The following is a 22,269-nucleotide window of genomic DNA, read 5'->3' on the forward strand; positions in this document are numbered from 1 at the left end:
TTAAAAACGGCTGTCGACCGCGGCAGCCAGTTTCTCCAGCACTTCGGCGCTATCTTCCCAGCTCAGGCAGGGATCGGTAATAGACTGACCGTAGTTTAACGGCTCGCCGCTCACCACTTTCTGATTACCTTCCTGCAGGAAACTCTCAATCATCACACCCGCCACCGCACGTGATCCCGCACGAATTTGTGCTGCCACATCATCTGCGACGTCGCGCTGGCGGCGATGCTGCTTCAGACAGTTACCATGGCTAAAGTCGATGATCAGCTGTTCCGGCAAATTGAAATCACGCAAATTTGCGGCTGCGGCCGCGACATCTTCGGCGTGATAGTTAGGCTGACGGCCACCGCGCAGAATCACATGACCATGCGGATTGCCGCTGGTCTGGTAAATCGTCATTTGACCGTGTTTATCCGGAGACAGGAACATATGACTGACGCGTGACGCGCGAATCGCATCCACTGCGATTTGCACATTGCCGTCTGTACCGTTTTTGAATCCGACCGGGCACGACAGCGCCGATGCCATTTCACGGTGGATCTGACTCTCAGTGGTGCGTGCACCAATGGCGCCCCAGCTGATCAGGTCAGCAATAAACTGGCCGATCACCATATCAAGGAACTCGGTGGCGGTCGGCATACCAGTGGCGTTGATATTCAGCAACAGTTTACGAGCAATGGCGATGCCGCGATTAACGTCGAAACTGCCATCCAGATCCGGATCTGAGATCAATCCTTTCCAGCCGACCACCGTGCGCGGTTTTTCGAAGTAAGCGCGCATCACGATTTCCAGACGATCCTGGTAACGTTCGCGTAACACGTTGAGGCGTTCGGCATATTCCAGCGCGGCTTTAGGGTCGTGTAGCGAGCACGGGCCGATAATCACCAACAGGCGTGGATCTTCACCGGTCAAAATGCGTGCAATACGCTGGCGCGCAGCGGTGACGGTGGCCGCCACCTCCGGTGAAATGGGGTGTTCTTGCGCAAGCACAGCGGGCGTTAGCAGGCTGCCGATGCGCGCGGTACGCAGTTCATCAGTCTTGTTCATTGAGATTCTCAAAATCTGTTCTTCGCAACGGTGAAATACCGGGAAGTGATGGTGGTCACAATAAACCAATAGGCCGCGAATTCAACCCGCTAAAAAGAAAGGTGAGCGAAACAAGACGGAAGCCAGGCTTTACGGCCTGGCGTACAGATCAATACATGCTGCGGCGCAGACCCATGATGTCGAGGATTTTGGTGGCAATCTCCTCTACCGAATAGTTGGTACTGTTAAGGTAACGAATCTGATGCGTGCGGAAGAGCGCTTCCACTTCCCCCACTTCCAGGCGGCACTGGCGCATCGAGGCATAACGGGTATTCTCTGCACGCTCCTGCCGAATCGCCGCCAGACGTTCAGGATCGATGGTTAATCCAAACAGCTTATGTTGATGGGCGCGTAACGCCGGCGGCAATTTCAGGTTATCCATGTCATCGGCGATAAAGGGATAGTTTGCCGCACGAACACCAAACTGCATCGCCAGATAGAGGCTGGTGGGTGTTTTGCCACATCGAGAGACGCCGAGCAAAATGACCTGTGCATCCTCCAGACCACGCAGTGAGATACCATCATCGTGCGCAAGCGTGTAATCAATCGCGGCAATACGCGCATCATATTTGCCGAGATTGCTCGCCGTCAGACCATGGGTTCGGTGCGCCACTGGCATTGAAGATACGCCAAGCTCACTTTGCAGCGGACCCACCAATGCCTGCACGATGTCCTGGCAAAAGCCTTCGCTTTCCAGAATGATTTCACGCACATCCGGGGTGACGATGGAAAAGAACACAATCGGACGTACGCCGCTTTGCTGATACAGCGCGTTAATCTGCGCCTTCACCGCCTGAGCTCGCTGAACATTCTCAACAAAGGGCAGGGTCACGCTGTTGATATTCACGGGGAATTGCGACAGCACGGCATGCCCCAATACCTCCGCGGTAATGGCGGTACCGTCTGAAATGTAGAACACACTGCGCTCAGTGCTCATAGGCGAAATCCCCTCTTATTTACTTTTGCGTAACAATGTCATTGCCGATGTTTCATTTTAATTAAAAATAAAATGAAATATCCATATCGTGAGTGCTTTCTGCTGGAATTTTATTTTGTGATGAACAATATTAGATGAAATGCTGTTTTGAAAACGGCTATTTCCCCGCAATTTTTATCACAAGGTAAAAATAAAGTCTGAATCTGTTGCGCAACAAAAAGCAATGGCTAACCCTCTGAAAAGGGGGAAAATATCGTTACGGCAATGTGTCGGCGTTAAATAAGCCTGTTGCGCAACTTTGATGCCAGCGGGAACTAGTCCGAATTTGCGTTTCTTTTTCTGCTTTAACGATTCAACACTTAGTCTTTATTTATTGATTGTGCCAGGCTGTTTTGGCGAATAGCAAAATGTTCCATGTGCTCCAATCATTTAAATGAAGGATAATCTCAATGTCCAATCAAGACCAACAGTCGCTAGTGCTCTGGTACAACCAGCTTGGCATGCATGATGTTGATCGGGTGGGGGGCAAGAATGCTTCCCTGGGAGAAATGATTACTAACTTGTCGTCACTGGGCGTCTCCGTGCCTAACGGCTATGCCACGACATCTTACGCCTTTAATCTGTTTCTCGATCAAAGCGGACTGAACCAGCGCATTTATGATTTGCTGGACAAAACGGATATTGATGATGTTGAAGAGCTGGCTAAGGCCGGTAAACAAATTCGTCAATGGGTTGTGGACACGCCATTCCTGCCTGAGCTGGAAGAGGCGATTCGTACTGCCTATGAGCAACTCTCCTCTGATGATGCCGACGCTTCCTTTGCGGTGCGCTCATCCGCCACCGCAGAGGACATGCCCGATGCCTCGTTCGCGGGGCAACAGGAGACCTTCCTTAACGTGCAGGGCTTCGATGCGGTGCTGGTGGCCGTGAAGCACGTGTACGCTTCCTTATTTAACGATCGTGCGATCTCTTACCGCGTGCACCAGGGCTACGACCATCGTGGCGTTGCCCTGTCAGCGGGTATTCAGCGCATGGTGCGATCCGATCTCGCGTCTTCTGGCGTGATGTTTACCATTGATACCGAATCCGGTTTCGACCAGGTGGTCTTTATCACCTCGGCGTTCGGTCTTGGTGAGATGGTGGTGCAAGGTGCGGTGAACCCGGATGAATTCTACGTGCACAAACCCACACTGGCAGCCAATCGCCCGGCCATCGTGCGTCGCACTATGGGTTCCAAAAAGATCCGCATGGTGTATGCCGATTCTCAGGAGCACGGTGAGCAGGTGCGCATTGAAGATGTCGATCAGGAGCAGCGTGACCGCTTTAGCCTGACCGATGACGAAGTGCAGGATCTGGCGCGCCAGGCGGTGTTGATTGAGCAGCACTACAAGCGCCCAATGGATATCGAGTGGGCGAAAGATGGTCACACCGGCAAATTGTTCATTGTGCAGGCGCGTCCGGAAACCGTGCGCTCTAACGGTCAGGTGATGGAGCGCTATAACCTGCAAGGGAAAGGCAAGGTGCTGGTCGAAGGCCGTGCCATCGGCCATCGCATTGGCGCGGGTGAAGTGAAAGTGATTCATGACATCAGCGAAATGCATCGCATCGAAAAGGGTGATGTGCTGGTCACTGACATGACTGATCCGGATTGGGAACCGATCATGAAGAAGGCCTCCGCGATTGTGACCAACCGTGGTGGCCGTACCTGCCATGCGGCGATCATCGCACGTGAGCTGGGCATTCCTGCCGTCGTTGGCTGTGGCGATGCCACCGATTACCTGAAAGATGGGCATAAGGTGACCGTTTCCTGTGCTGAAGGTGACACCGGTTATGTGTATCAGGATCTGCTGGACTTTGAAGTGACCAGTTCGCAAGTGGATACTATGCCGGACCTGCCACTGAAAATCATGATGAACGTCGGTAACCCGGATCGCGCCTTTGACTTCGCCTGTCTGCCAAATGAAGGTGTTGGTCTGGCGCGCCTGGAGTTCATCATCAACCGTATGATCGGTGTGCACCCGAAAGCGCTGCTGGAGTTTGACCAGCAGACGCCAGAATTGCAGCAGCAGATTCGTCAAATGATGAAGGGCTTCGATGATCCGGTTGAGTTTTACATTGCGCGTCTGACCGAAGGCATCGCCACCCTGGGCGCGGCCTTTGCGCCGAAGCGCGTGATTGTGCGTCTCTCTGATTTTAAATCGAACGAATACGCCAATCTGGTGGGCGGCGAGCGTTACGAGCCAGAAGAAGAGAACCCGATGCTGGGCTTCCGTGGTGCGGGCCGCTACGTGGCGGACAGCTTCCGCGACTGCTTCGCGCTGGAGTGCGAAGCGGTGAAACGTGTGCGTAATGAAATGGGTCTGACTAACGTCGAGATTATGATTCCGTTTGTGCGTACCGTTGACCAGGCGGCGGCCGTGGTGGAAGAACTGGGCAAGCAAGGTCTGAAGCGCGGTGAGAACGGCTTGAAGGTGATCATGATGTGTGAAATCCCATCAAACGCCTTGCTGGCTGAACAGTTCCTGCAGTATTTCGACGGCTTCTCTATCGGTTCGAACGACATGACACAGCTGGCGTTGGGTCTGGACCGCGATTCTGGCGTGGTGTCTGCACTGTTTGATGAGCGCAACGAAGCGGTGAAGGCGCTGCTGTCGATGTCGATTCAGGCCGCCAAGAAACAAGGCAAATATGTTGGAATTTGTGGCCAGGGTCCTTCAGATCATGAAGACTTCGCTGCGTGGTTGATGGAGCAGGGTATTGATAGCCTGTCATTGAACCCAGATACCGTGGTGCAAACCTGGTTAAATCTGGCGGAATTGGATGCGGCTAAGCAGTAATCAGACATCAATTAGGGCGCGTTCGGGGTAAATCTGAAGCGTCCCTAATGAAATCATTAAGGCCAGCGCTGCTGGCCTTTTTTTTATCCATAAAAATACAAAAAAAAAGCCCATCACAGGGGATGGGCAAAGACTACACACAGCAATTCTTCACTTTACTCAGGGGAAAAAGGTTGTTTAAAAATCAGTGGTTTGATCTCAAACATAGGATTCATGTTATTCATCAGGCTTGCTGGCGTCTTTAAGAATCCTCTTATTAGTTTAAAGCTGATAATCTTTTCTTAGCTTTTTTAACGGTTGCGCCTGATGATTCAGTTTGAAAAATAATCATTCCGTTAGCGAAATCCACCTAAAGCGCTTAAATCTGCGTTTTTTCTTAAAAATTGCTTATGAAAAATAAAGGGTGGTGCAGGCAATTATGTGACAGCGATTAAGTTGCTTTCAGCGCAGTAGGTAAGGCAAATCAGAAGTGGGAGAAGAAGGCGGTGCATTTATCTGCACCGCTCGCGGATAAGGTCAGCTTTAAGGTTGCTCTTCCTCATGTTCGGCAAGAGCTTCGATGGCCGTTTGCGGGTCATCATCCGGGGCAGGCGCTTCATGCATCCACACGGAAACCAAACGATACGATACCGCTAGCACCACCGGGCCAATAAACAGTCCGATCATGCCAAAGGCGATCAATCCCCCGATAACTCCGGAAAGGATCAGAATCATCGGCAGATCCGCACCCATGCGAATCAGCATCGGACGCAACACGCTATCGAGCGTACCGACTACACAACTCCACACCAGTAATATCGTGCCCCAGGTGGTATCGCCACTCCAGTAGAGCCAGATGATAGCCGGTACCAGTACCACCAACGGCCCCAACTGCACCAGGCACGTCAGAATCATTAGCACGGTGAGCAAGGTGGCATAAGGGATGCCGGAAATCGCCAGGCCAATGCCGCCCAGCACACCCTGCACCAGCGCCGTCACCACCACACCCAGCGCCACGGCACGAATCGCTTGTCCAGCCAGCAGCACCGCCGCATCGCCGCGACGTCCGCCCATGCGATAAGCAAAGTGGCGAATGCCGTGGCCGACCTGCTCACCGCGCCAATAGAGCAACACGCTAAATAGCAGCATGACGGCGAGGTGGATCATAAAGCGGCCGAAGTGGCCGGCCTGCGCCACAAAGAAGCCGGTGGTGCGGCCAATGTAAGGTTGCAGCTGATTTAAAATCGCCGTCCCGCCGCCATCGACCATTTTATGGTAGCTGGAGTAGGTTTTGTTGCCGATATAAGGAATCTCACGCAGCCAGACAAAGTCCGGGAAAACCAGATGGCGTTGCGTGGCCCAGGCAATCACCGGCGCGCTGTTGTCGATCAGGCTACTCACCAGCAGGGCAATGGGAATAATAAACAGCAGCAGTAAGAGAATGGTCATGGCGATCACCGCCAGCGATCGTCGTCCCCACAGCAAATGCTGCAAACGGATCATCAATGGCCAGGTCGCAATCACCACCATGCTGGCCCAGGCAAAGCCCAGAATAAAGGGTTGTACCACCCACAGGCAGGCGATGATCATGATGAGAATGAACATCAACGAGAACAGCAGTTGCGGTAGATCCATACCGCGTTGCAGGCTTTTCATCACAACGTTTTGACCTCAATTAATCCTTCGTGGTGGACCGCGTGGGCCCTGATCAATGATGAGCTATTTCCTGAAAATTAAACAGAAAAAAGCAGGTGTCGCGGAGGTCTTTCCTGAAAAAACAGCAGCCATTAAAAAAATATGATAAAACCAGTGGTTGAAAAAAAAAACCACGCAAACGTTTACAACATCTCGGTCACGCAATAATGATCCCACAGATTTCCCAGGCGCCAGGCCTCGTTCAACTGGTGCTGACATTCCTGCAGTCATTAAAAGAACAAGGCTTTACCGGCGATGTCGCCACCAGTTATGCCGATCGTCTCTCGCTTGCTACCGATAACAGCATTTATCAGCTGTTACCCGATGCCGCGCTGTTTCCGCGTTCGACGGCGGACGTGACGTTAATCGCTCGTCTGGCGGGCGAAACGCGGTTTAACAGCCTGGTGTTTACCCCACGCGGCGGCGGAACGGGTACCAACGGTCAGTCACTCAATCAGGGCATTGTGGTCGACATGTCGCGCTACATGAATCGCATCCTTGAAATCAATCCTGAACAGGGCTGGGTGCGTGTGGAAGCGGGCGTGGTGAAAGATCAGCTCAATGCCTGGTTGAAGCCTTATGGATTCTTCTTCTCGCCGGAGCTCTCCACCAGTAATCGCGCTACCTTAGGCGGCATGATCAATACCGATGCATCCGGGCAGGGTTCGCTGGTGTATGGTAAAACCTCGGATCACGTGGAGGGATTGCGGGCGGTTCTGCTCGGCGGCGATATCCTGGATACCCGCGCGATGCCCACCGAACTGGCTGAGCAATTAGCAACAACACCGACAGCAGAAGGGCGTATCTATCATCAGGTGCTGAATCGCTGTCGTGGTCAGCGTGATCTGATTCTGGATAAATTCCCTAAGCTTAACCGCTTCCTGACCGGTTATGACTTGCGTCATGTGTTCAGCGATGACATGCAAACCTTCGATCTGACGCGTTTGTTATGCGGTGCAGAAGGGACGCTGGCCTTTATTACGGAAGCGCGTCTGGACATCACGCCGATCCCGAAAGTGCGTCGTCTGGTGAACATCAAGTACGACTCCTTTGACTCTGCACTGCGTAATGCCCCTTTCATGGTGGAAGCCAAAGCGCTGTCAGTGGAAACCGTGGACTCTAAGGTGTTGAATCTGGCACGTGAGGATATTGTCTGGCATTCGGTAAAAGAGCTGATTACCGATGTGCCGGACAAGGAAATGCTCGGCCTGAATATTGTTGAATTTGCCGGTGACAACGGCGAATTGATTGAACAGCAGGTCAACAGCCTGTGCGGTCGACTGGATGAGCTGATGGCGCAGCAGCAGGGCGGTGTGATCGGCTATCAACTGTGTAATGATTTAGGCGGTATCGAGCGCATCTATAATATGCGCAAAAAAGCGGTGGGCTTGCTGGGTAACGCCAAAGGGCGCGCCAAGCCGATTCCGTTTGTGGAAGACACGGCAGTTCCGCCAGAACAACTGGCGGATTATATCGTCGATTTCCGCGCCTTGCTCGATAGCCATGGCCTGAGTTACGGCATGTTTGGCCATGTGGACGCCGGTGTTCTGCACGTCCGTCCTGCGCTCGACATGTGCGATCCGCAGCAAGAGATGCTGATGAAGCAAATCTCCGACGAAGTGGTGGCGCTGACCGCACGCTACGGCGGATTACTGTGGGGTGAACACGGTAAAGGATTCCGCGCGCAGTACAGCCCGGAATTTTTTGGCGAGACGCTGTTCAACGAACTGCGCGCAATTAAAGCCGCCTTCGATCCTGATAATCGCCTGAACCCCGGCAAGATTTGCACCCCGCTGGGCAGCAACGAGCCGATGATGCAGGTGGATGCGGTGAAACGCGGCACTTACGATCGTCAGATTCCGGTCACGGTGCGAACTGACTGGCGCGGTGCCATGGAGTGCAACGGCAACGGCTTATGCTTCAACTTTGATGCGCGCAGCCCGATGTGCCCGTCGATGAAGATTACCCGCAACCGTATCCATTCGCCGAAAGGACGCGCGACGCTAACGCGTGAATGGTTGCGTTTGCTGTCAGAGCAGGGCGTTGATCCCTCGCAGCTGGAACAGGCGCTGCCTAAACAGGGTGCCAGCCTGCGCACACTGATCCAACGCACGCGTAACTCCTGGCACGCGAAGCAGGGCGAGTATGACTTTTCTCATGAAGTGAAAGAGGCGATGTCAGGCTGTTTAGCCTGCAAAGCCTGTTCGACGCAGTGCCCGATTAAGATTGATGTACCGGGCTTCCGCTCGCGCTTCCTGCAGCTTTATCACACGCGCTATTTGCGTCCGATGAGCGATCATCTGGTGGCAACGGTAGAGAGTTATGCGCCTTTGATGGCCAAAGCGCCAAAGGTGTTCAACTTCTTCCTCAAGCAGCCGTGGGTGCGCGATCTGAGTAAAACCCACATTGGTATGGTCGATCTGCCATTGCTCTCCTCTCCAAGCCTGAAACAGCAGCTCGGCGGCCATCCGGCGATGAGCCTGACGCTGGAACAGCTGGAAGCGATGGATATGGCGCAGCGTGAAAACTGTGTACTGGTGGTGCAGGATCCGTTCACCAGCTATTACGAAGCGCAGCTGGTGACCGATTTCGTCAAATTGATTGAGAAGCTGGGTTACCGCCCGGTGTTATTACCCTTCTCACCTAATGGCAAAGCACAACATGTGAAAGGCTTCCTGCAGCGCTTTGCGCGCACTGCCGGCAAAACCGCCGAGTTTCTTAATCGTGTCGCCCAATTGGGAATGCCGATGGTTGGGGTCGATCCCGCAACGGTACTGTGTTATCGCGATGAATATCAAGAAGTGCTGGGTGAGCAGCGCGGTGAGTTCAAGGTGCAACTGGTCCACGAATGGTTGCAGCAAGCCCTTGATGCGCGCGCGGTGCAGACTGCCAGCGGCGAGGCCTGGTATCTGTTTGCCCACTGCACGGAAGTCACTGCGCTGCCCTCATCGCCGAATCAGTGGCAGGACATCTTTGCGCGTTTCGGTGCGAAGCTGGAGAACGTCAACGTCGGGTGTTGCGGTATGGCGGGGACGTACGGACATGAGAGCAAGAACCTCGAAAATTCGCTCGGCATCTACGAACTCTCATGGCATCCGCAGTTACAGAAACTGCCACGTCAGCGTTGTCTGGCGACAGGTTTCTCCTGTCGCAGCCAGGTTAAACGCGCCGAGGGCAATGGCATGCGCCATCCGCTGCAGGCATTACTGGAAATGATGTAAACAAATTGTAGGAGTCGTCACAAAGCTGGATTAGAATATCCAGCCTGCGTGACGGACGAAATCACTCTGCAGGCTGGTGGCTTTATCCCACTCGCCGCTGAGCGCCAGTTGATGACACAAGCGAGTCAACGACAGGCGCGCCAGTTGATAGGCCTGAATACGGAATAAACGGTCGCGATCGGCATTGCCCATCTCCTGCACTAAGCGGTGATGGAGCTTGCCCATGGCATGCAGATAGCTTTGGTCGTCGCCGTTAAGCTCGCAGATTTCTGCCATGTCGAGACAGGTGTCGTTAAAGCGACGCAGTTGGTCAATAGTACAATCGGTGCGGTTGAGCTTAGCCTGAGCCATGTAGAAGTCGACGGTGATATCACGCACTGAAAACTTATATTCATCGATTTTGTGTTGTAACCAGGCTGAGACGGTAAGCGTCATGTCGCTACCTTAAATGGGTTAATGATAATCATTATCATATTCAACCGCGTCAGGAATGCAATTCCCGCAATGAAATTTTATTGATTTCCTTTGCCTGTTACTAAAATCGGCAATAACAATCCCTTTACATTGAAGAAAGGCGTAACCTATCAATCATGACGATGTCGTAAAGTTGAATTTCTAAATTTTACGTCATTTTAACGGGTTACGCGGGTGTGGCGCGCACGGGAATGCCGCTCACAAGCTCGATTGAAGAGACTATGCTTAATAAAGCAACAGTAAAAAATAGCACGAGATGATTATCCCTGCAAAACAAGAGGTTGAAGTGGTATCTGATATCACTACCATAGGGGGATAGCCTGAAAAGGCCCAGACTTACGAGGTAGCACTATGTCATCAGTAAATGCAGCTTCCTTTTCACCCGACGATTTCGTCTGGAAAGGGCTTACGCTGACCGAATCGGCAGCGAAACAGATTCTTAACCTGGTTGAGGCGGATCCTGAAGTTAAGGGCCTTAGATTGGGTGTGAAGCAGTCCGGCTGTGCCGGTTTTGGGTACGTTATGGATCTGACAAAAGAGCCAGCCGATGACGACCTGACGTTTGAGCAATTCGGCGCAAAATTATTTGTGCCTCTTCAGGCTATGCCGTTTGTTGACGGTACCGAACTGGATTATGTCCGTGAAGGCCTGAACCAGATTTTTAAATTCAACAACCCTAAAGCTCAGCACGCCTGCGGGTGCGGTGAGAGCTTTGGCGTCGAGTAAGTAAAATGTCACGACACAGCGAAGCATCTGACGATGTACAAACGTGGGAAGGTAGCCTGAATTATAAAGAAGGCTTCTTTACCCAGTTGCAAACCGACGAATTGGCACACGGCATCAATGAAGATGTGGTGCGTGCTATTTCGGCCAAACGTAACGAACCTGAGTGGATGCTGGAATTCCGCCTCAAGGCTTTCCGTGCCTGGTTAGAGATGGAAGAGCCACACTGGTTGAAAGCTAACTACGCCTCACTCGATTATCAGGACTACAGCTACTATTCCGCGCCGTCTTGCGGCAACTGTGATGATAGCTGCGCGTCTGAACCGGGTGCGAAGCAAACCTCTGGCAGCGTCGCGTCAAGCGATTACCTGACCAAAGAAGTGGAAGACGCTTTCAATCAGTTGGGTGTTCCGGTACGTGAAGGACGTGAAGTCGCGGTTGATGCGATTTTTGACTCCGTATCCGTTTCCACCACCTACCGTGACAAACTGGCTGAGCAAGGCATTATCTTCTGCTCATTCGGCGAAGCGATTCACGATCATCCAGAGCTGGTGCAGAAGTATCTCGGTACTGTGGTTCCCCACAACGATAACTTCTTCGCGGCATTGAACTCTGCTGTGGCCTCAGACGGGACTTTTGTCTACATCCCTAAAGGCGTGCGTTGCCCGATGGAGCTGTCGACTTATTTCCGTATCAACGCGGCGAAAACCGGTCAGTTCGAACGTACCATTCTGATCGCCGATGAAGACAGCTATGTCAGCTATATCGAAGGCTGCTCAGCGCCGGTGCGTGACACCTATCAGCTGCACGCCGCAGTGGTTGAGGTGATCATCCACAAAAATGCCGAAGTGAAATATTCCACCGTACAGAACTGGTTCCCGGGCGGTGAAGGCGAGGGCGGTATCCTCAACTTCGTGACCAAGCGTGCGCTGTGTGAAGGCGACTACAGCAAGATGTCCTGGACGCAGTCTGAGACCGGTTCAGCCATCACCTGGAAATACCCAAGCTGCATTTTGCGCGGTGACTATTCCGTGGGTGAGTTCTACTCCGTGGCGCTGACCAGCGGCCGTCAGCAGGCGGATACCGGCACCAAGATGATCCACATTGGTAAGAACACCAAGTCGACCATCATCTCGAAAGGGATCTCTGCCGGTAAGAGTGAGAACACCTATCGTGGTCTTGTGAAAATCATGCCAACCGCGACCAACGCGCGTAACTTCACCCAGTGTGACTCGATGCTGATTGGTGCCGAATGCGGTGCGCACACCTTCCCATATGTGGAAACGCGCAACAACACGGCACAGCTGGAACATGAAGCCACGACCTCGCGTATTGGTGAAGACCAGATGTTCTACTGCCTGCAGCGCGGCATTAGCGAAGAAGATGCGATCTCAATGATCGTCAACGGCTTCTGCAAAGACGTTTTCTCCGAGCTGCCACTGGAATTCGCCGTGGAAGCGCAAAAACTGTTGGCTATCAGCCTTGAGCACAGTGTGGGCTGATGCCACACGCGTTGCCGGAAGCAATGTGAAGGAAAGAGTATGTTAAGCATTAAAGATTTACAGGTTAGCGTTGAAGACAAAGAGATTTTGCGCGGTCTGAACCTTGAAGTGAAACCAGGCGAAGTCCACGCCATCATGGGCCCTAACGGCTCAGGTAAAAGTACCCTGTCTGCAACGCTGGCAGGTCGTGAAGATTACGAAGTGACCGGTGGTTCTGTCAGCTTCCATGGCAAAGACCTGCTTGAGCTGGAGCCAGAAGAGCGCGCGGGCGAAGGCATCTTCATGGCGTTCCAGTATCCGGTTGAAATCCCGGGCGTCAGCAACCAATTCTTCCTGCAGACCTCTGTGAATGCGGTGCGCAAATACCGTGAGCAGGAAGAGCTGGATCGTTTTGATTTCCAGGACTTCATCGAAGACAAAATTAAACTGCTGAAGATGCCTGAAGATCTGCTGACCCGTTCAGTGAACGTCGGCTTCTCCGGTGGTGAGAAGAAGCGTAACGACATTCTGCAGATGGCTGCTCTTGAGCCAGAACTGTGCATCCTGGATGAAACCGACTCCGGTCTGGATATCGATGCGCTGAAAATCGTCGCTGAAGGCGTTAACAGCCTGCGTGACGGTAAGCGTTCATTCATTATCGTGACCCACTACCAGCGTATCCTGGATTACATCAAGCCAGATCACGTGCACGTGCTGTATCAGGGCAAAATCGTTAAGTCTGGCGATTTCTCGCTGGTTAAACAGCTGGAGGAGCAAGGCTATGGCTGGCTTACCGACGAAGAGTGATAACGCCCTGCAACAGTGGCATCACCTGTTTGAATCGCGCGGTGAGGTGCGTTCTCTGCAGGCACAGCAGCACTGGCAGCAATTAATGCGTGTCGGCTTGCCGACCCGTAAGCATGAAAACTGGAAATACACCGCGCTGGATGGCCTGTTCGCCAACCAGTTCGTGTTGCCAGAAGCGCAGACCGTGACGGCGGAACAGGTTGCTGAGCTGGCGCTACCGGTGGATGCGGTGCGTCTGGTGTTTGTTGATGGCCGCTTCCAGCCTGAGCTGAGCGCGCGCGACACCGATCTGTTTGACGTGCAGCACAGCCGTGCGGCTGAACGCCGCCCCTTGCCGGCTGCGGTGCAGCCAGAAGTGTTCCTGCATCTCACCGAAAGCCTGGCGGAAGAAGTGACTTCCATTCGTCTGGCGCGCGGCAAATCGGCGGCACGTCCGCTGTATTTACTGCACATCACCAGCGGCAAAGCCGATGCGCTGAACACCGTTCATCACCGCCATCATCTTGAGCTGGAGCAGAGCGCCGAAGCTGAAGTGATTGAGCATTACGTGACGCTGAACGGTGCGGCCCACTTTACCGGTGCACGCTTTACCTTTGCTGTCGCCGACAATGCCCAGCTGAAACACATCAAGCTGGCGTTCGAAGAGAGCAGTAGCTATCACTTTGCACACAATGACATCGTCATTGGTCGTGATGCACAGGTCAGCAGCACCAGCTTCCTGCTGGGTGCTGGCTTGTCTCGTCACAACACCAGCGTGCAGCTCAACGGTGAAAACACCCAGCTGTCACTGAACAGTCTGGTGCTGCCGATCAACGCAGAAGTGGCGGATACCCGCAGCTATCTTGAACACAACAAAGGCTACTGCCTGAGTCGTCAGCTGCACAAAACCATCTCGCGCGATAAAGGCCGTTCTATTTTCAACGGTCACATTAAAGTGGCGAAGCATGCACTGAAAACCGACGGACAGATGACCAACAACAACCTGTTGCTCGGTCGCCTGGCGGAAGTGGATACCAAGCCGCAGCTGGAAATCTATGCGGATGACGTGAAGTGTAGCCATGGTGCGACCATCGGCCGTATCGACGATGAGCAGATGTTCTATCTGCGCTCGCGTGGTATCCCTGAAGATGCCGCACAGCAGATGATTATCCATGCGTTCGCGGCTGAATTGACCGAACTGCTGGAAGAAGAACCGCTGCGCCAGCTGGTGCTGGAACGCATTAGTGCGCGTTTCCCTGGAGTTGAGTTATGACTTTCGATCTCGAACGAATCAGAGCGGAATTTCCGATTCTGAAACGTGAGGTCAACGGACATCCGCTGGCCTACCTTGATAGCGCGGCCAGCGCTCAGCGCCCGCTCGCGGTCATCAATGCGGAAAGTTATTTTTACCAGCACGGCTATGCAGCCGTGCACCGTGGCATTCACTCGCTCAGTGCGCAAGCCACCACCGATATGGAAAACGTGCGCACCCAAGCCTCGCGTTTTCTCAATGCGGCATCGCCAGAAGAGATTATCTTCGTTAAAGGCACCACTGAAGGCATCAATCTGGTAGCCAACAGCTGGGGCGGCAGTCAGCTGCAATCGGGCGATAACATCATCATCACGGAGATGGAGCACCACGCTAATATCGTGCCGTGGCAGATGGTGGCGCAGCGCACCGGGGCTGAAATTCGCGTTCTGCCACTTAACGAGCAGGGCGAACTGGCTGTTGAGCAGCTGAGCGGGCTGATTGATAGCCGCACGCGCCTGCTGGCAGTGACGCACGTTTCTAACGTCCTCGGTACAGTCAATCCGGTGAAAGCCATCGTGGCGCAGGCGAAAGCCGCGGGTGTTGTCACGCTGGTGGACGGTGCGCAGGCGGTGATGCATCACAAAGTGGATGTGCAGGATATCGATTGCGATTTCTACGTCTTCTCTGGCCATAAAATTTATGGCCCGACCGGTATCGGCGTGTTGTATGCGCGTAAAGCGCTACAGGAGATCATGCCTCCCTGGGAAGGCGGCGGTTCAATGATCGATCAGGTGATGCTGCCAACCGGCACCACCTGGAACACTGCCCCGTGGCGTTTTGAAGCCGGCACACCGAATACCGGTGGCATCATCGGCTTAGGCGCGGCGCTGAACTGGATCAGTGAGCTGGGATTGGATGTCATCAACGAACGTGAGACCTCTCTGATGCGTTACGCATTAGATAAGCTCGCGTCGGTACCCGACCTGATTATCTACGGTCCGGCACAACGCAGTGGCGTGGTGGCATTCAACCTTGGTAAGCATCATGCCTTTGACGTCGGGAGTTTCCTCGATCAATACGGCATTGCGATCCGCACCGGACATCATTGCGCTATGCCTCTGATGCGCCACTATGCGGTGCCCGCAATGTGTCGTGCCTCATTTGCGCTGTATAACAGTGAAGAAGAAGCCGATCGCCTGGCAGCAGGTTTGACGCGTATTCATCGTCTGCTGGGCGGTTGAGCAGATTTCAGGAGTTATCCATGGCGAATTTGCCAGAAAAAGAGAAGCTGGTGCGCAACTTTAACCGTTGCGCAAACTGGGAAGAGAAGTATCTCTACATCATTGAACTCGGTGCGAAATTACCAGAATCCTCTGAAAGCTTACAGCAGCCAGAGTATGTGATTTCGGGTTGTCAGAGTCAGGTGTGGATCCGCATGACCCCACAAGCTGATGGCACCATCGCCTTTGAAGGCGACAGTGATGCCGCCATTGTTAAAGGTTTGATTGCGGTAGTATTTAGCCTCTATCAGGGCTTGCAAGCGCAGGAGATTCTCGCGCTGGATGTCGGTCATTGGTTCGCAGAATTAGAGTTGACTCAACACCTCACTCCTACACGTTCTCAAGGATTGGAAGCGATGATTCGCGCGATCCGTCATAACGCTCAAAGCCTCAGCTAAGTTACACTCTCCAGACCCCGGCATGACCGGGGTCTGTTCCATCCGACAAAGAGAAAATTGCATGAAACCAGCGTTACGTTTAGCCGGTGCATTGCTGTTGTCCTGCTTCGGACTTTCTGCACCTGCATTTGCAACGGAATATCCCCTGCCAGCCGATAACAGCCGTTTAATTGGCGAGAATACCCTAACCACTGTCCCTGACGACAAACGGCCCTTAGAGAGCATCGCAGCGCATTATAAGATTGGGATGCTCGGCATGCTGGAGGCCAATCCTGGCGTCGATCCCTGGCTGCCCAAAGCGGGGACGCAACTGACGGTTCCATTACAAATGCTGCTGCCTGATGCACCCCGTGAAGGTATCGTCATCAACCTTGCTGAACTGCGTCTGTATTACTATCCGAAAGGGGAGAATCGCGTGGTGGTGTATCCAATCGGTATTGGCCAGTTGGGCGCTGCAACACCGAGCATGGTCACCAGCATCAGCCAGAAAATCCCCAATCCCACCTGGACGCCTACCGTCAATATCCGCAAACGCTACGCGAAAGAGGGCATCACCTTACCGGGTGTCGTTCCGGCCGGGCCAGATAACCCGATGGGCCTGTTTGCGATGCGTCTGGCGCGTGGTACCGGCCAGTATCTGATCCATGGCACCAACGCCGATTTCGGTATTGGGATGCGCGTGAGCTCAGGCTGTATTCGTTTGCGTCCGGATGATATCGAAGCGCTGTTCAACAGCGTGCCAAAGGGAACGAGGGTGCAGATCGTTAACGAGCCGATCAAGTATGCGGTGGAACCGGATGGCAAGCGTTACGTTGAGGTGCATCAGCCGTTGTCGCGCAATGAGAAGGACGATCCGCAAACCATGCCAATTGCGTTGACTGCGAAATCTAAGGCGTTTATCAATAGTCAGAAGAGTGATACCGCACTGATCAAAGAGGCGATGGTGCGTCGTTCAGGAATGCCAGTGCTGGTGAGCAGCGGTGAGCCCATCACGCAGGAAACAGCATTACCCGCGGTGCTTCAAACGCAGCAGGATGGCGCAGGACAAGCGACCATCAGTCAGGCGATGGGTGAGAGCGGCGCAAAACCCTGATTCAGGGAGGGGCAAAATCAGGACAAAAAAAATGGTGCCACATGGGCACCATTTTTCAAACCAGAACTCTTACTTACGGTAAGAGTGAGCCTGGTTGTCCAGACGCTGGTTAGCGCGAGCTGCGTCATCTTTAGCAGCCTGAACGTCAGAACGGATTGCGTTCACGTCGTTGCTCAGCTGGTCAACTTTAGCGTTCAGAGTCTGAACGTCTGAAGACAGCTGGTCGATTTTAGCGTTGCTTGAGCAACCAGCCAGCAGAGTTGAACCCAGAATTACCGCGCCCAGTACCAGTTTAGTACGATTCATTATTAATACCCTCTAGAATTGAGTTAATCTCCATGTAGCGTTACAAGTATTACACAAAGCTTTTTGAGTTGAGAATAATTTTTTGATGAGAACATGCTTAAATTTGATCGTTCGCTCAAAGAAGCAGCGTTTCGCAGAAGATGATGAAAATATTTAGCTAAAACAGAGAGATTTAATCGGACTAACCTTAATTGTGCGGGATATTGAATAGTTATTATCGATTGGAAAAATCTGGATTTTGTATTAGCGCAAGAATAAAAAAAGCGCCCCGTAAAGGCGCTTTTAAATAAAACTTCAGGCAAAAATCAGAGTACGTGGACTGAAGCGGTGTTGGTCGTGCCACTTGGAACCAGTGCACCTGATACCATCACCACAACGTCGCCTTTCTGTGCATAGCCACTTTCCAGCGCCATTTCCTTGCCAATACGGTAGAAATCATCCGTTGAGGCAATTTCAGTCACCAGACGCGTCTCAACGCCTTTGCTCAGAATCAGCTGGCGTGCGGTAGTCGCATTGGTGGTCAGCGCCAGAATGGTGGCATCCGGGAAGTATTTACGAATCGCTTTGGCAGACTTACCGCCTTCGGTCGCCACCACAATTACTGGGGCTTCCAGCTTTTCTGCTGTTTCCACTGCGCCACGGCACACCGCTTCGGTGATGCGCAGTTTGCGTGAATCCTGCAGCTCGCCAATGCGAGATTTCATCACGCGGTCGGTACGCTCGCAGATAGTGGCCATGATGGTCACAGATTCCAGCGGGTAACGACCCTTAGCACTTTCACCCGACAGCATAACCGCATCAGTACCATCAAGGATGGCGTTCGCCACGTCGCCTGCTTCCGCGCGGGTAGGGCGTGGGTTCTTGATCATCGAATCCAGCATCTGCGTCGCGGTGATGACCACTTTGCGTGCTTTATTACATTTCTTGATCATCATCTTCTGCGCGAAGATCACTTCTTCAACCGGGATCTCAACGCCCAGGTCACCACGTGCAACCATGATGCCGTCAGACGCTTCCAGAATCTCGTCGAAGTTGTTCAGGCCTTCCTGGTTTTCGATTTTAGAGATGATCTGGATATGCTCGCCACCGTGGGCTTTCAGATGCTCACGGATTTCCAGCACATCTGAACGTTTACGGATAAAGGAAGCCGCGACGAAATCAACGCCTTGCTCGCAACCGAAGATCAGGTCACGTTTGTCTTTTTCAGCCAGCGCTGGCAGCTGGATGGAAACGCCAGGCAGGTTAACGCCTTTGTTTTCGCCCAGGTCGCCGTTGTTCAGCACGTTACAAACGACCGTGTTTTCTGTGACTTCAGTAACCTGCATGCCAATCAGGCCATCATCGACCAACACAGTGTTGCCGATTTTCAGGTCTTCGGTGAAGCCTGCATAGGTCACAGCAACACGTTCGCTGTTACCAATCACTGACTGATCGGTGGTGAAAGTGAAAGTCTGGCCGGCTTTTAATGAAACATCGTTGCCGCCTTCCAGTTTCATGGTACGAATTTCAGGACCTTTGGTGTCCAGCAGAATCGCGGCCTGACGACCGGTTTTTTCCATGACGGCACGCATGTTAGTGATGCGCTGACCATGTTCGGCATAATCCCCGTGTGAGAAGTTCAGGCGCATGACGTTCATGCCCGCTTCCAGCAGTTGAGTCAGCATCTCTTCAGATTCGGTTTTCGGACCGATAGTACAAACAATCTTGGTCTTTTTCATGTCAGGTTTTCTGTAAGTTGTGATGGATGATAGAGGTCGGGATTCGCGGCGTTTGGCAGCGAAGTGAAAATGTGTATGGTGTTGGTTTGGATCGTACAGGAGTAAGAATAGGTGACAGAGGCTAAGCGTGCAGAGAAGTTATGCAGTACGCGAGGGAACTGGCAGAACAGTGTTGCGCAAATCATTTGAGTTGTTGGCATAGGCACGTTAGCGCTGAAACCTTTCAGGTGGACAACGCGGCATAGTATAGACGCTAAGTATGCGAAAACCAATATAAAAGCTGAGAGAGAAAACGATGCAGATCAAGGAAAGGGGTGTTGCGCAAAGAGAGAGAGAAAACAAAAAGTGGTGCGCTCTAATGGACTCGAACCATCGACCCCCACCATGTCAAGGTGGTGCTCTAACCAACTGAGCTAAGAGCGCATTTTAGAAATTTGGTGCGTCCGAGTGGACTCGAACCACCGACCCCCACCATGTCAAGGTGGTGCTCTAACCAACTGAGCTACGGACGCACTTGGTGCGCTCTAATGGACTCGAACCATCGACCCCCACCATGTCAAGGTGGTGCTCTAACCAACTGAGCTAAGAGCGCAACATGCTATCAGGGCGACAGCGGGGACGAATATTAACGGCAGGCCGCGATGCTGGCAAGGGAAAAAATGATTTTCCATGACGACTGACCAGCATCTGTGCGACCCGCTGTTTTTTTAGGCATTGCGGGGGCAAATAACGGCCTGTTCAGCGACTTAGCGGGCCGCGCGCGCCAAAATTATCTGCGCCGGCAAACGTTGCAACCGAAGAATACGCCAAATCATCATCACGGCAGCAGACGTCAGGCCGACAATAAATCCGCACCAGAATCCCGCCGGACCGAGTTGCGGTACCACCCAGTCGGTCAGCGCCAGAATATAACCCACCGGTAAACCCAGTACCCAATAGGCAATCAGGGTGATAAAGAAGATGGAACGCGTATCTTTGTAGCCGCGCAGAATCCCGCTACCAATGACCTGAATGGAATCTGAGAACTGATAGATGGCAGCGAGCAGCATCAGCTGGGCGGCCAGCGTAATCACTTCTGGATTGGCGGTATACAGTGCGGCGATATGTTCACGGAAGGTGATGGTGAAGATCGCTGTGATAGCGGCCATGCTGATACCGACACCTTGTCCCGTCCATGCCGCCACGCGCGCCTGTTCAGTTGACCCCTGCCCAAGACGATAGCCCACGCGGATGGTAGTCGCGACACCGAGTGACAGTGGCAGAACGAACATCAGCGAACTGAAGTTCAGCGCAATCTGATGACCCGCGACTTTGACGATCCCCAGCGGAGAGACCAGCAGTGCCACCACCGCAAACAAAGTGACCTCAAAGAACAGTGCCAGCGCCACCGGTAACCCGAGGGTAAACAGCCGAAACAAGATGACGCGTGAGGGCGGTGACCAGCGGCTGTTCATGCGAATATCGCGCATGCTTGCCATGCGTTTCAGCCAGAAACGCATCACCATAAACATCACCCAGTAAACCGAAGCGGTGGCGACACCACAGCCTACGCCCCCGAGTGCGGGCATACCGAAATGACCGTAAATAAAGACGTAGTTCAGGGGAATGTTAACCAGCAAACCTAAAAAGCCCAGCAGCATGGCTGGCTTGGTTTTTGATAAACCATCGCACTGATTACGCGCCACCTGGAAGAACAGGTAGCCGGGTGCACCCCACAGTAATGCATGGAGATAGCCTTCGGCTTTAGCCGCCAGTTGCGGATCGATATCGTGCATGGCATGAATCAAATAGCCGGCATTCCACAACACCACCATGATCAGCAATGCGACTGCCAGTGCCAGCCAGTAACCCTGACGCACTTGTTCCGCGATGCGTTCGCGGCGTCCTGAACCGTTGAATTGCGCAACGGTGGGCGTCAACGCCAGCAGAAGACCATGACCAAACAGAATGGCGGGAAGCCAGATAGAGGTGCCGACAGCAACGGCGGCCATATCCGTGGCGCTCACCGCACCGGCCATAATGGTATCCACAAAACCCATCGCCGTCTGAGCCACCTGAGCAAGGATGACCGGGATCGCGAGGGCCAGCAATTGACGCGCTTCTGTTAAATACTTCTGCACGTAACACCTGCTTAAATTAAGAAGAGAAGAGGGGAGATATCCCCAAAGAATGCGCGGCTAGTGTAGCGGTAGCGCTGCGTTCCACCAAACTTTGATCGCATTTTGTTAAGTTAATTGTGTAAAGTTTGAACTCCGGCAAATTAAACCGCGCTGCTCAAGCTGTGATAAACTGGCGCAAACTTCGCAGAGGCTGAGAGTATGTTTACTGGAATTGTGCAGGGCACGGCCGAAATTATCGCCGTAGAAGAAAAAGAGTTGTTTCGTACCCATATCGTACGTCTGCCGGAAGAACTTTTACCGGGATTAGCGTTGGGCGCCTCGGTGGCGCACAACGGCTGCTGCCTGACGGTGACGGCGATTGAGGGCGATCGCGTGAGCTTCGACCTTATCAAAGAAACCCTGCGCATTACCAACCTGGGTGAATTAGCGGTGGGCGATGTGGTGAATATTGAGCGCGCGGCGAAGTTCAGTGACGAAATTGGCGGACATTTAATGTCTGGCCATATTATGACCACAGCAGAAATCTGCAAAATCATCCAGTCTGAAAATAACCGTGAAGTGTGGTTTAAATTACAGGATGCTTCTCAGATCAAATATATCCTGCATAAAGGTTTCGTCGGTATCGATGGCATCAGCCTGACCGTGGGTGACGTCACCAAAAGCAAATTCTGTGTGCACCTGATTCCGGAAACGCTGGAGCGCACCACGCTGGGTGCGAAAAAACTGGGGCACAAAGTGAACATTGAGATCGATCCCCATACTCAGGCGATTGTCGAGACGGTGGAACGCGTTTTGGCCCAACGTGAAGCCGCGGCTATCGCGCTGGCGCAAGCCGCAGACGCTGAGTAATCCAATAAAAAAAGGCGCCGCGGCGCCTTTTTAA

At 52.9% G+C, this 22,269-nt stretch carries 17 protein-coding genes, 3 tRNA genes and 1 other RNA gene; 10 read left to right on the forward strand and 11 right to left on the reverse strand.

Going from position 1 to position 22,269, the window contains the following annotated elements:
* Together JK231_RS01500 and JK231_RS01505 are read right to left on the reverse strand one after the other, a co-directional pair.
* Positions 1–1,047 (reverse strand): 3-deoxy-7-phosphoheptulonate synthase, encoded by a 1,047-nt coding sequence (locus JK231_RS01500; RefSeq protein ID WP_211727839.1) that lies wholly within the window; start codon positions 1,045–1,047, stop codon positions 1–3.
* Between the two features lie 148 nt (positions 1,048–1,195).
* Positions 1,196–2,023, reverse strand: coding sequence for a pyruvate, water dikinase regulatory protein (locus tag JK231_RS01505; RefSeq protein WP_058959746.1), 828 nt, complete (start codon positions 2,021–2,023; stop codon positions 1,196–1,198).
* 449 nt (positions 2,024–2,472) lie between these two features.
* Between JK231_RS01505 and ppsA the strand changes: the two genes are divergently transcribed.
* On the forward strand, positions 2,473–4,860 hold the full coding sequence (gene ppsA / locus JK231_RS01510; protein ID WP_058959747.1) for a phosphoenolpyruvate synthase: 2,388 nt from the start codon (positions 2,473–2,475) through the stop codon (positions 4,858–4,860).
* A gap of 98 nt (positions 4,861–4,958) precedes the next feature.
* Here ppsA and rprA read toward each other — a convergent pair.
* An RNA gene (gene rprA / locus JK231_RS01515) (antisense sRNA RprA) lies at positions 4,959–5,066 on the reverse strand.
* 316 nt (positions 5,067–5,382) lie between these two features.
* Positions 5,383–6,495 (reverse strand): AI-2E family transporter YdiK, encoded by a 1,113-nt coding sequence (ydiK, locus tag JK231_RS01520; protein ID WP_211727840.1) that lies wholly within the window; start codon positions 6,493–6,495, stop codon positions 5,383–5,385.
* Between the two features lie 206 nt (positions 6,496–6,701).
* Between ydiK and JK231_RS01525 the strand changes: the two genes are divergently transcribed.
* The gene (locus JK231_RS01525) at positions 6,702–9,755 is read left to right on the forward strand and encodes an FAD-binding and (Fe-S)-binding domain-containing protein (RefSeq protein WP_211727841.1); all 3,054 of its coding nucleotides are present in this window, start codon (positions 6,702–6,704) and stop codon (positions 9,753–9,755) included.
* A 30-nt stretch (positions 9,756–9,785) separates the two neighbouring features.
* Here the strand turns inward: JK231_RS01525 and JK231_RS01530 are convergent, their stop codons facing one another.
* Positions 9,786–10,190, reverse strand: a complete 405-nt coding sequence (locus JK231_RS01530) for a hypothetical protein (protein WP_045813973.1) — start codon at positions 10,188–10,190, stop codon at positions 9,786–9,788.
* 390 nt (positions 10,191–10,580) lie between these two features.
* Here JK231_RS01530 and sufA point away from each other — a divergent pair, with 390 nt between their 5' ends.
* From sufA to JK231_RS01565, 7 genes are all read left to right on the forward strand, one after another.
* A complete protein-coding gene (gene sufA, locus JK231_RS01535; protein WP_038647312.1) occupies positions 10,581–10,955 on the forward strand; it encodes a Fe-S cluster assembly scaffold SufA in 375 nt (124 codons plus the stop codon).
* A 5-nt stretch (positions 10,956–10,960) separates the two neighbouring features.
* Positions 10,961–12,454, forward strand: coding sequence for a Fe-S cluster assembly protein SufB (gene sufB / locus JK231_RS01540; RefSeq protein WP_211727842.1), 1,494 nt, complete (start codon positions 10,961–10,963; stop codon positions 12,452–12,454).
* A gap of 39 nt (positions 12,455–12,493) precedes the next feature.
* On the forward strand, positions 12,494–13,240 hold the full coding sequence (gene sufC / locus JK231_RS01545) for a Fe-S cluster assembly ATPase SufC (RefSeq protein WP_034821684.1): 747 nt from the start codon (positions 12,494–12,496) through the stop codon (positions 13,238–13,240).
* Positions 13,215–14,492, forward strand: coding sequence for a Fe-S cluster assembly protein SufD (gene sufD / locus JK231_RS01550; protein WP_038647308.1), 1,278 nt, complete (start codon positions 13,215–13,217; stop codon positions 14,490–14,492). Before sufC ends, sufD begins: the two co-directional genes overlap by 26 nt.
* A complete protein-coding gene (gene sufS / locus JK231_RS01555) occupies positions 14,489–15,712 on the forward strand; it encodes a cysteine desulfurase SufS (protein WP_058959749.1) in 1,224 nt (407 codons plus the stop codon). Before sufD ends, sufS begins: the two co-directional genes overlap by 4 nt.
* A gap of 20 nt (positions 15,713–15,732) precedes the next feature.
* On the forward strand, positions 15,733–16,149 hold the full coding sequence (gene sufE / locus JK231_RS01560; RefSeq protein WP_038647304.1) for a cysteine desulfuration protein SufE: 417 nt from the start codon (positions 15,733–15,735) through the stop codon (positions 16,147–16,149).
* Positions 16,150–16,210: 61 nt separating this feature from the next.
* The gene (locus tag JK231_RS01565; RefSeq protein WP_097119273.1) at positions 16,211–17,242 is read left to right on the forward strand and encodes a L,D-transpeptidase family protein; all 1,032 of its coding nucleotides are present in this window, start codon (positions 16,211–16,213) and stop codon (positions 17,240–17,242) included.
* A 69-nt stretch (positions 17,243–17,311) separates the two neighbouring features.
* On the opposite strand, the gene JK231_RS01570 is transcribed toward JK231_RS01565, so the two are convergent.
* The 6 genes from JK231_RS01570 to JK231_RS01595 form a co-directional block, all read right to left on the reverse strand.
* Positions 17,312–17,548, reverse strand: coding sequence for a major outer membrane lipoprotein (locus tag JK231_RS01570; RefSeq protein WP_007374746.1), 237 nt, complete (start codon positions 17,546–17,548; stop codon positions 17,312–17,314).
* A gap of 305 nt (positions 17,549–17,853) precedes the next feature.
* Positions 17,854–19,266, reverse strand: coding sequence for a pyruvate kinase PykF (pykF, locus tag JK231_RS01575; RefSeq protein WP_034821670.1), 1,413 nt, complete (start codon positions 19,264–19,266; stop codon positions 17,854–17,856).
* 346 nt (positions 19,267–19,612) lie between these two features.
* A tRNA-Val gene (locus JK231_RS01580) sits at positions 19,613–19,689 on the reverse strand.
* A 12-nt stretch (positions 19,690–19,701) separates the two neighbouring features.
* Positions 19,702–19,778 (reverse strand) — tRNA-Val (locus JK231_RS01585).
* A 3-nt stretch (positions 19,779–19,781) separates the two neighbouring features.
* Positions 19,782–19,858, reverse strand: a tRNA-Val gene (locus JK231_RS01590).
* Positions 19,859–20,012: 154 nt separating this feature from the next.
* A complete protein-coding gene (locus JK231_RS01595; RefSeq protein ID WP_211727843.1) occupies positions 20,013–21,386 on the reverse strand; it encodes an MATE family efflux transporter in 1,374 nt (457 codons plus the stop codon).
* Positions 21,387–21,584: 198 nt separating this feature from the next.
* On the opposite strand from JK231_RS01595, the gene JK231_RS01600 reads away from it, so the two are divergent.
* A complete protein-coding gene (locus JK231_RS01600) occupies positions 21,585–22,235 on the forward strand; it encodes a riboflavin synthase (protein WP_034821656.1) in 651 nt (216 codons plus the stop codon).
* The last annotated feature ends 34 nt before the right edge of the window (positions 22,236–22,269 follow it).

The sequence above is a fragment of the Pantoea sp. JGM49 genome (assembly GCF_018257655.1).
In the GTDB taxonomy this organism is placed as follows: domain Bacteria; phylum Pseudomonadota; class Gammaproteobacteria; order Enterobacterales; family Enterobacteriaceae; genus Pantoea; species Pantoea communis.

What these genes read in the sequence shown, in the direction of transcription:
- JK231_RS01500 (WP_211727839.1), bottom strand. Translation starts at nt 1,047, where the DNA reads ATGAACAAGACTGATGAACTGCGTACCGCGCGCATCGGCAGCCTGCTA.
- JK231_RS01505 (WP_058959746.1), bottom strand. Translation starts at nt 2,023, where the DNA reads ATGAGCACTGAGCGCAGTGTGTTCTACATTTCAGACGGTACCGCCATT.
- ppsA (WP_058959747.1), top strand. Translation starts at nt 2,473, where the DNA reads ATGTCCAATCAAGACCAACAGTCGCTAGTGCTCTGGTACAACCAGCTT.
- ydiK (WP_211727840.1), bottom strand. Translation starts at nt 6,495, where the DNA reads ATGAAAAGCCTGCAACGCGGTATGGATCTACCGCAACTGCTGTTCTCG.
- JK231_RS01525 (WP_211727841.1), top strand. Translation starts at nt 6,702, where the DNA reads ATGATCCCACAGATTTCCCAGGCGCCAGGCCTCGTTCAACTGGTGCTG.
- JK231_RS01530 (WP_045813973.1), bottom strand. Translation starts at nt 10,190, where the DNA reads ATGACGCTTACCGTCTCAGCCTGGTTACAACACAAAATCGATGAATAT.
- sufA (WP_038647312.1), top strand. Translation starts at nt 10,581, where the DNA reads ATGTCATCAGTAAATGCAGCTTCCTTTTCACCCGACGATTTCGTCTGG.
- sufB (WP_211727842.1), top strand. Translation starts at nt 10,961, where the DNA reads ATGTCACGACACAGCGAAGCATCTGACGATGTACAAACGTGGGAAGGT.
- sufC (WP_034821684.1), top strand. Translation starts at nt 12,494, where the DNA reads ATGTTAAGCATTAAAGATTTACAGGTTAGCGTTGAAGACAAAGAGATT.
- sufD (WP_038647308.1), top strand. Translation starts at nt 13,215, where the DNA reads ATGGCTGGCTTACCGACGAAGAGTGATAACGCCCTGCAACAGTGGCAT.
- sufS (WP_058959749.1), top strand. Translation starts at nt 14,489, where the DNA reads ATGACTTTCGATCTCGAACGAATCAGAGCGGAATTTCCGATTCTGAAA.
- sufE (WP_038647304.1), top strand. Translation starts at nt 15,733, where the DNA reads ATGGCGAATTTGCCAGAAAAAGAGAAGCTGGTGCGCAACTTTAACCGT.
- JK231_RS01565 (WP_097119273.1), top strand. Translation starts at nt 16,211, where the DNA reads ATGAAACCAGCGTTACGTTTAGCCGGTGCATTGCTGTTGTCCTGCTTC.
- JK231_RS01570 (WP_007374746.1), bottom strand. Translation starts at nt 17,548, where the DNA reads ATGAATCGTACTAAACTGGTACTGGGCGCGGTAATTCTGGGTTCAACT.
- pykF (WP_034821670.1), bottom strand. Translation starts at nt 19,266, where the DNA reads ATGAAAAAGACCAAGATTGTTTGTACTATCGGTCCGAAAACCGAATCT.
- JK231_RS01600 (WP_034821656.1), top strand. Translation starts at nt 21,585, where the DNA reads ATGTTTACTGGAATTGTGCAGGGCACGGCCGAAATTATCGCCGTAGAA.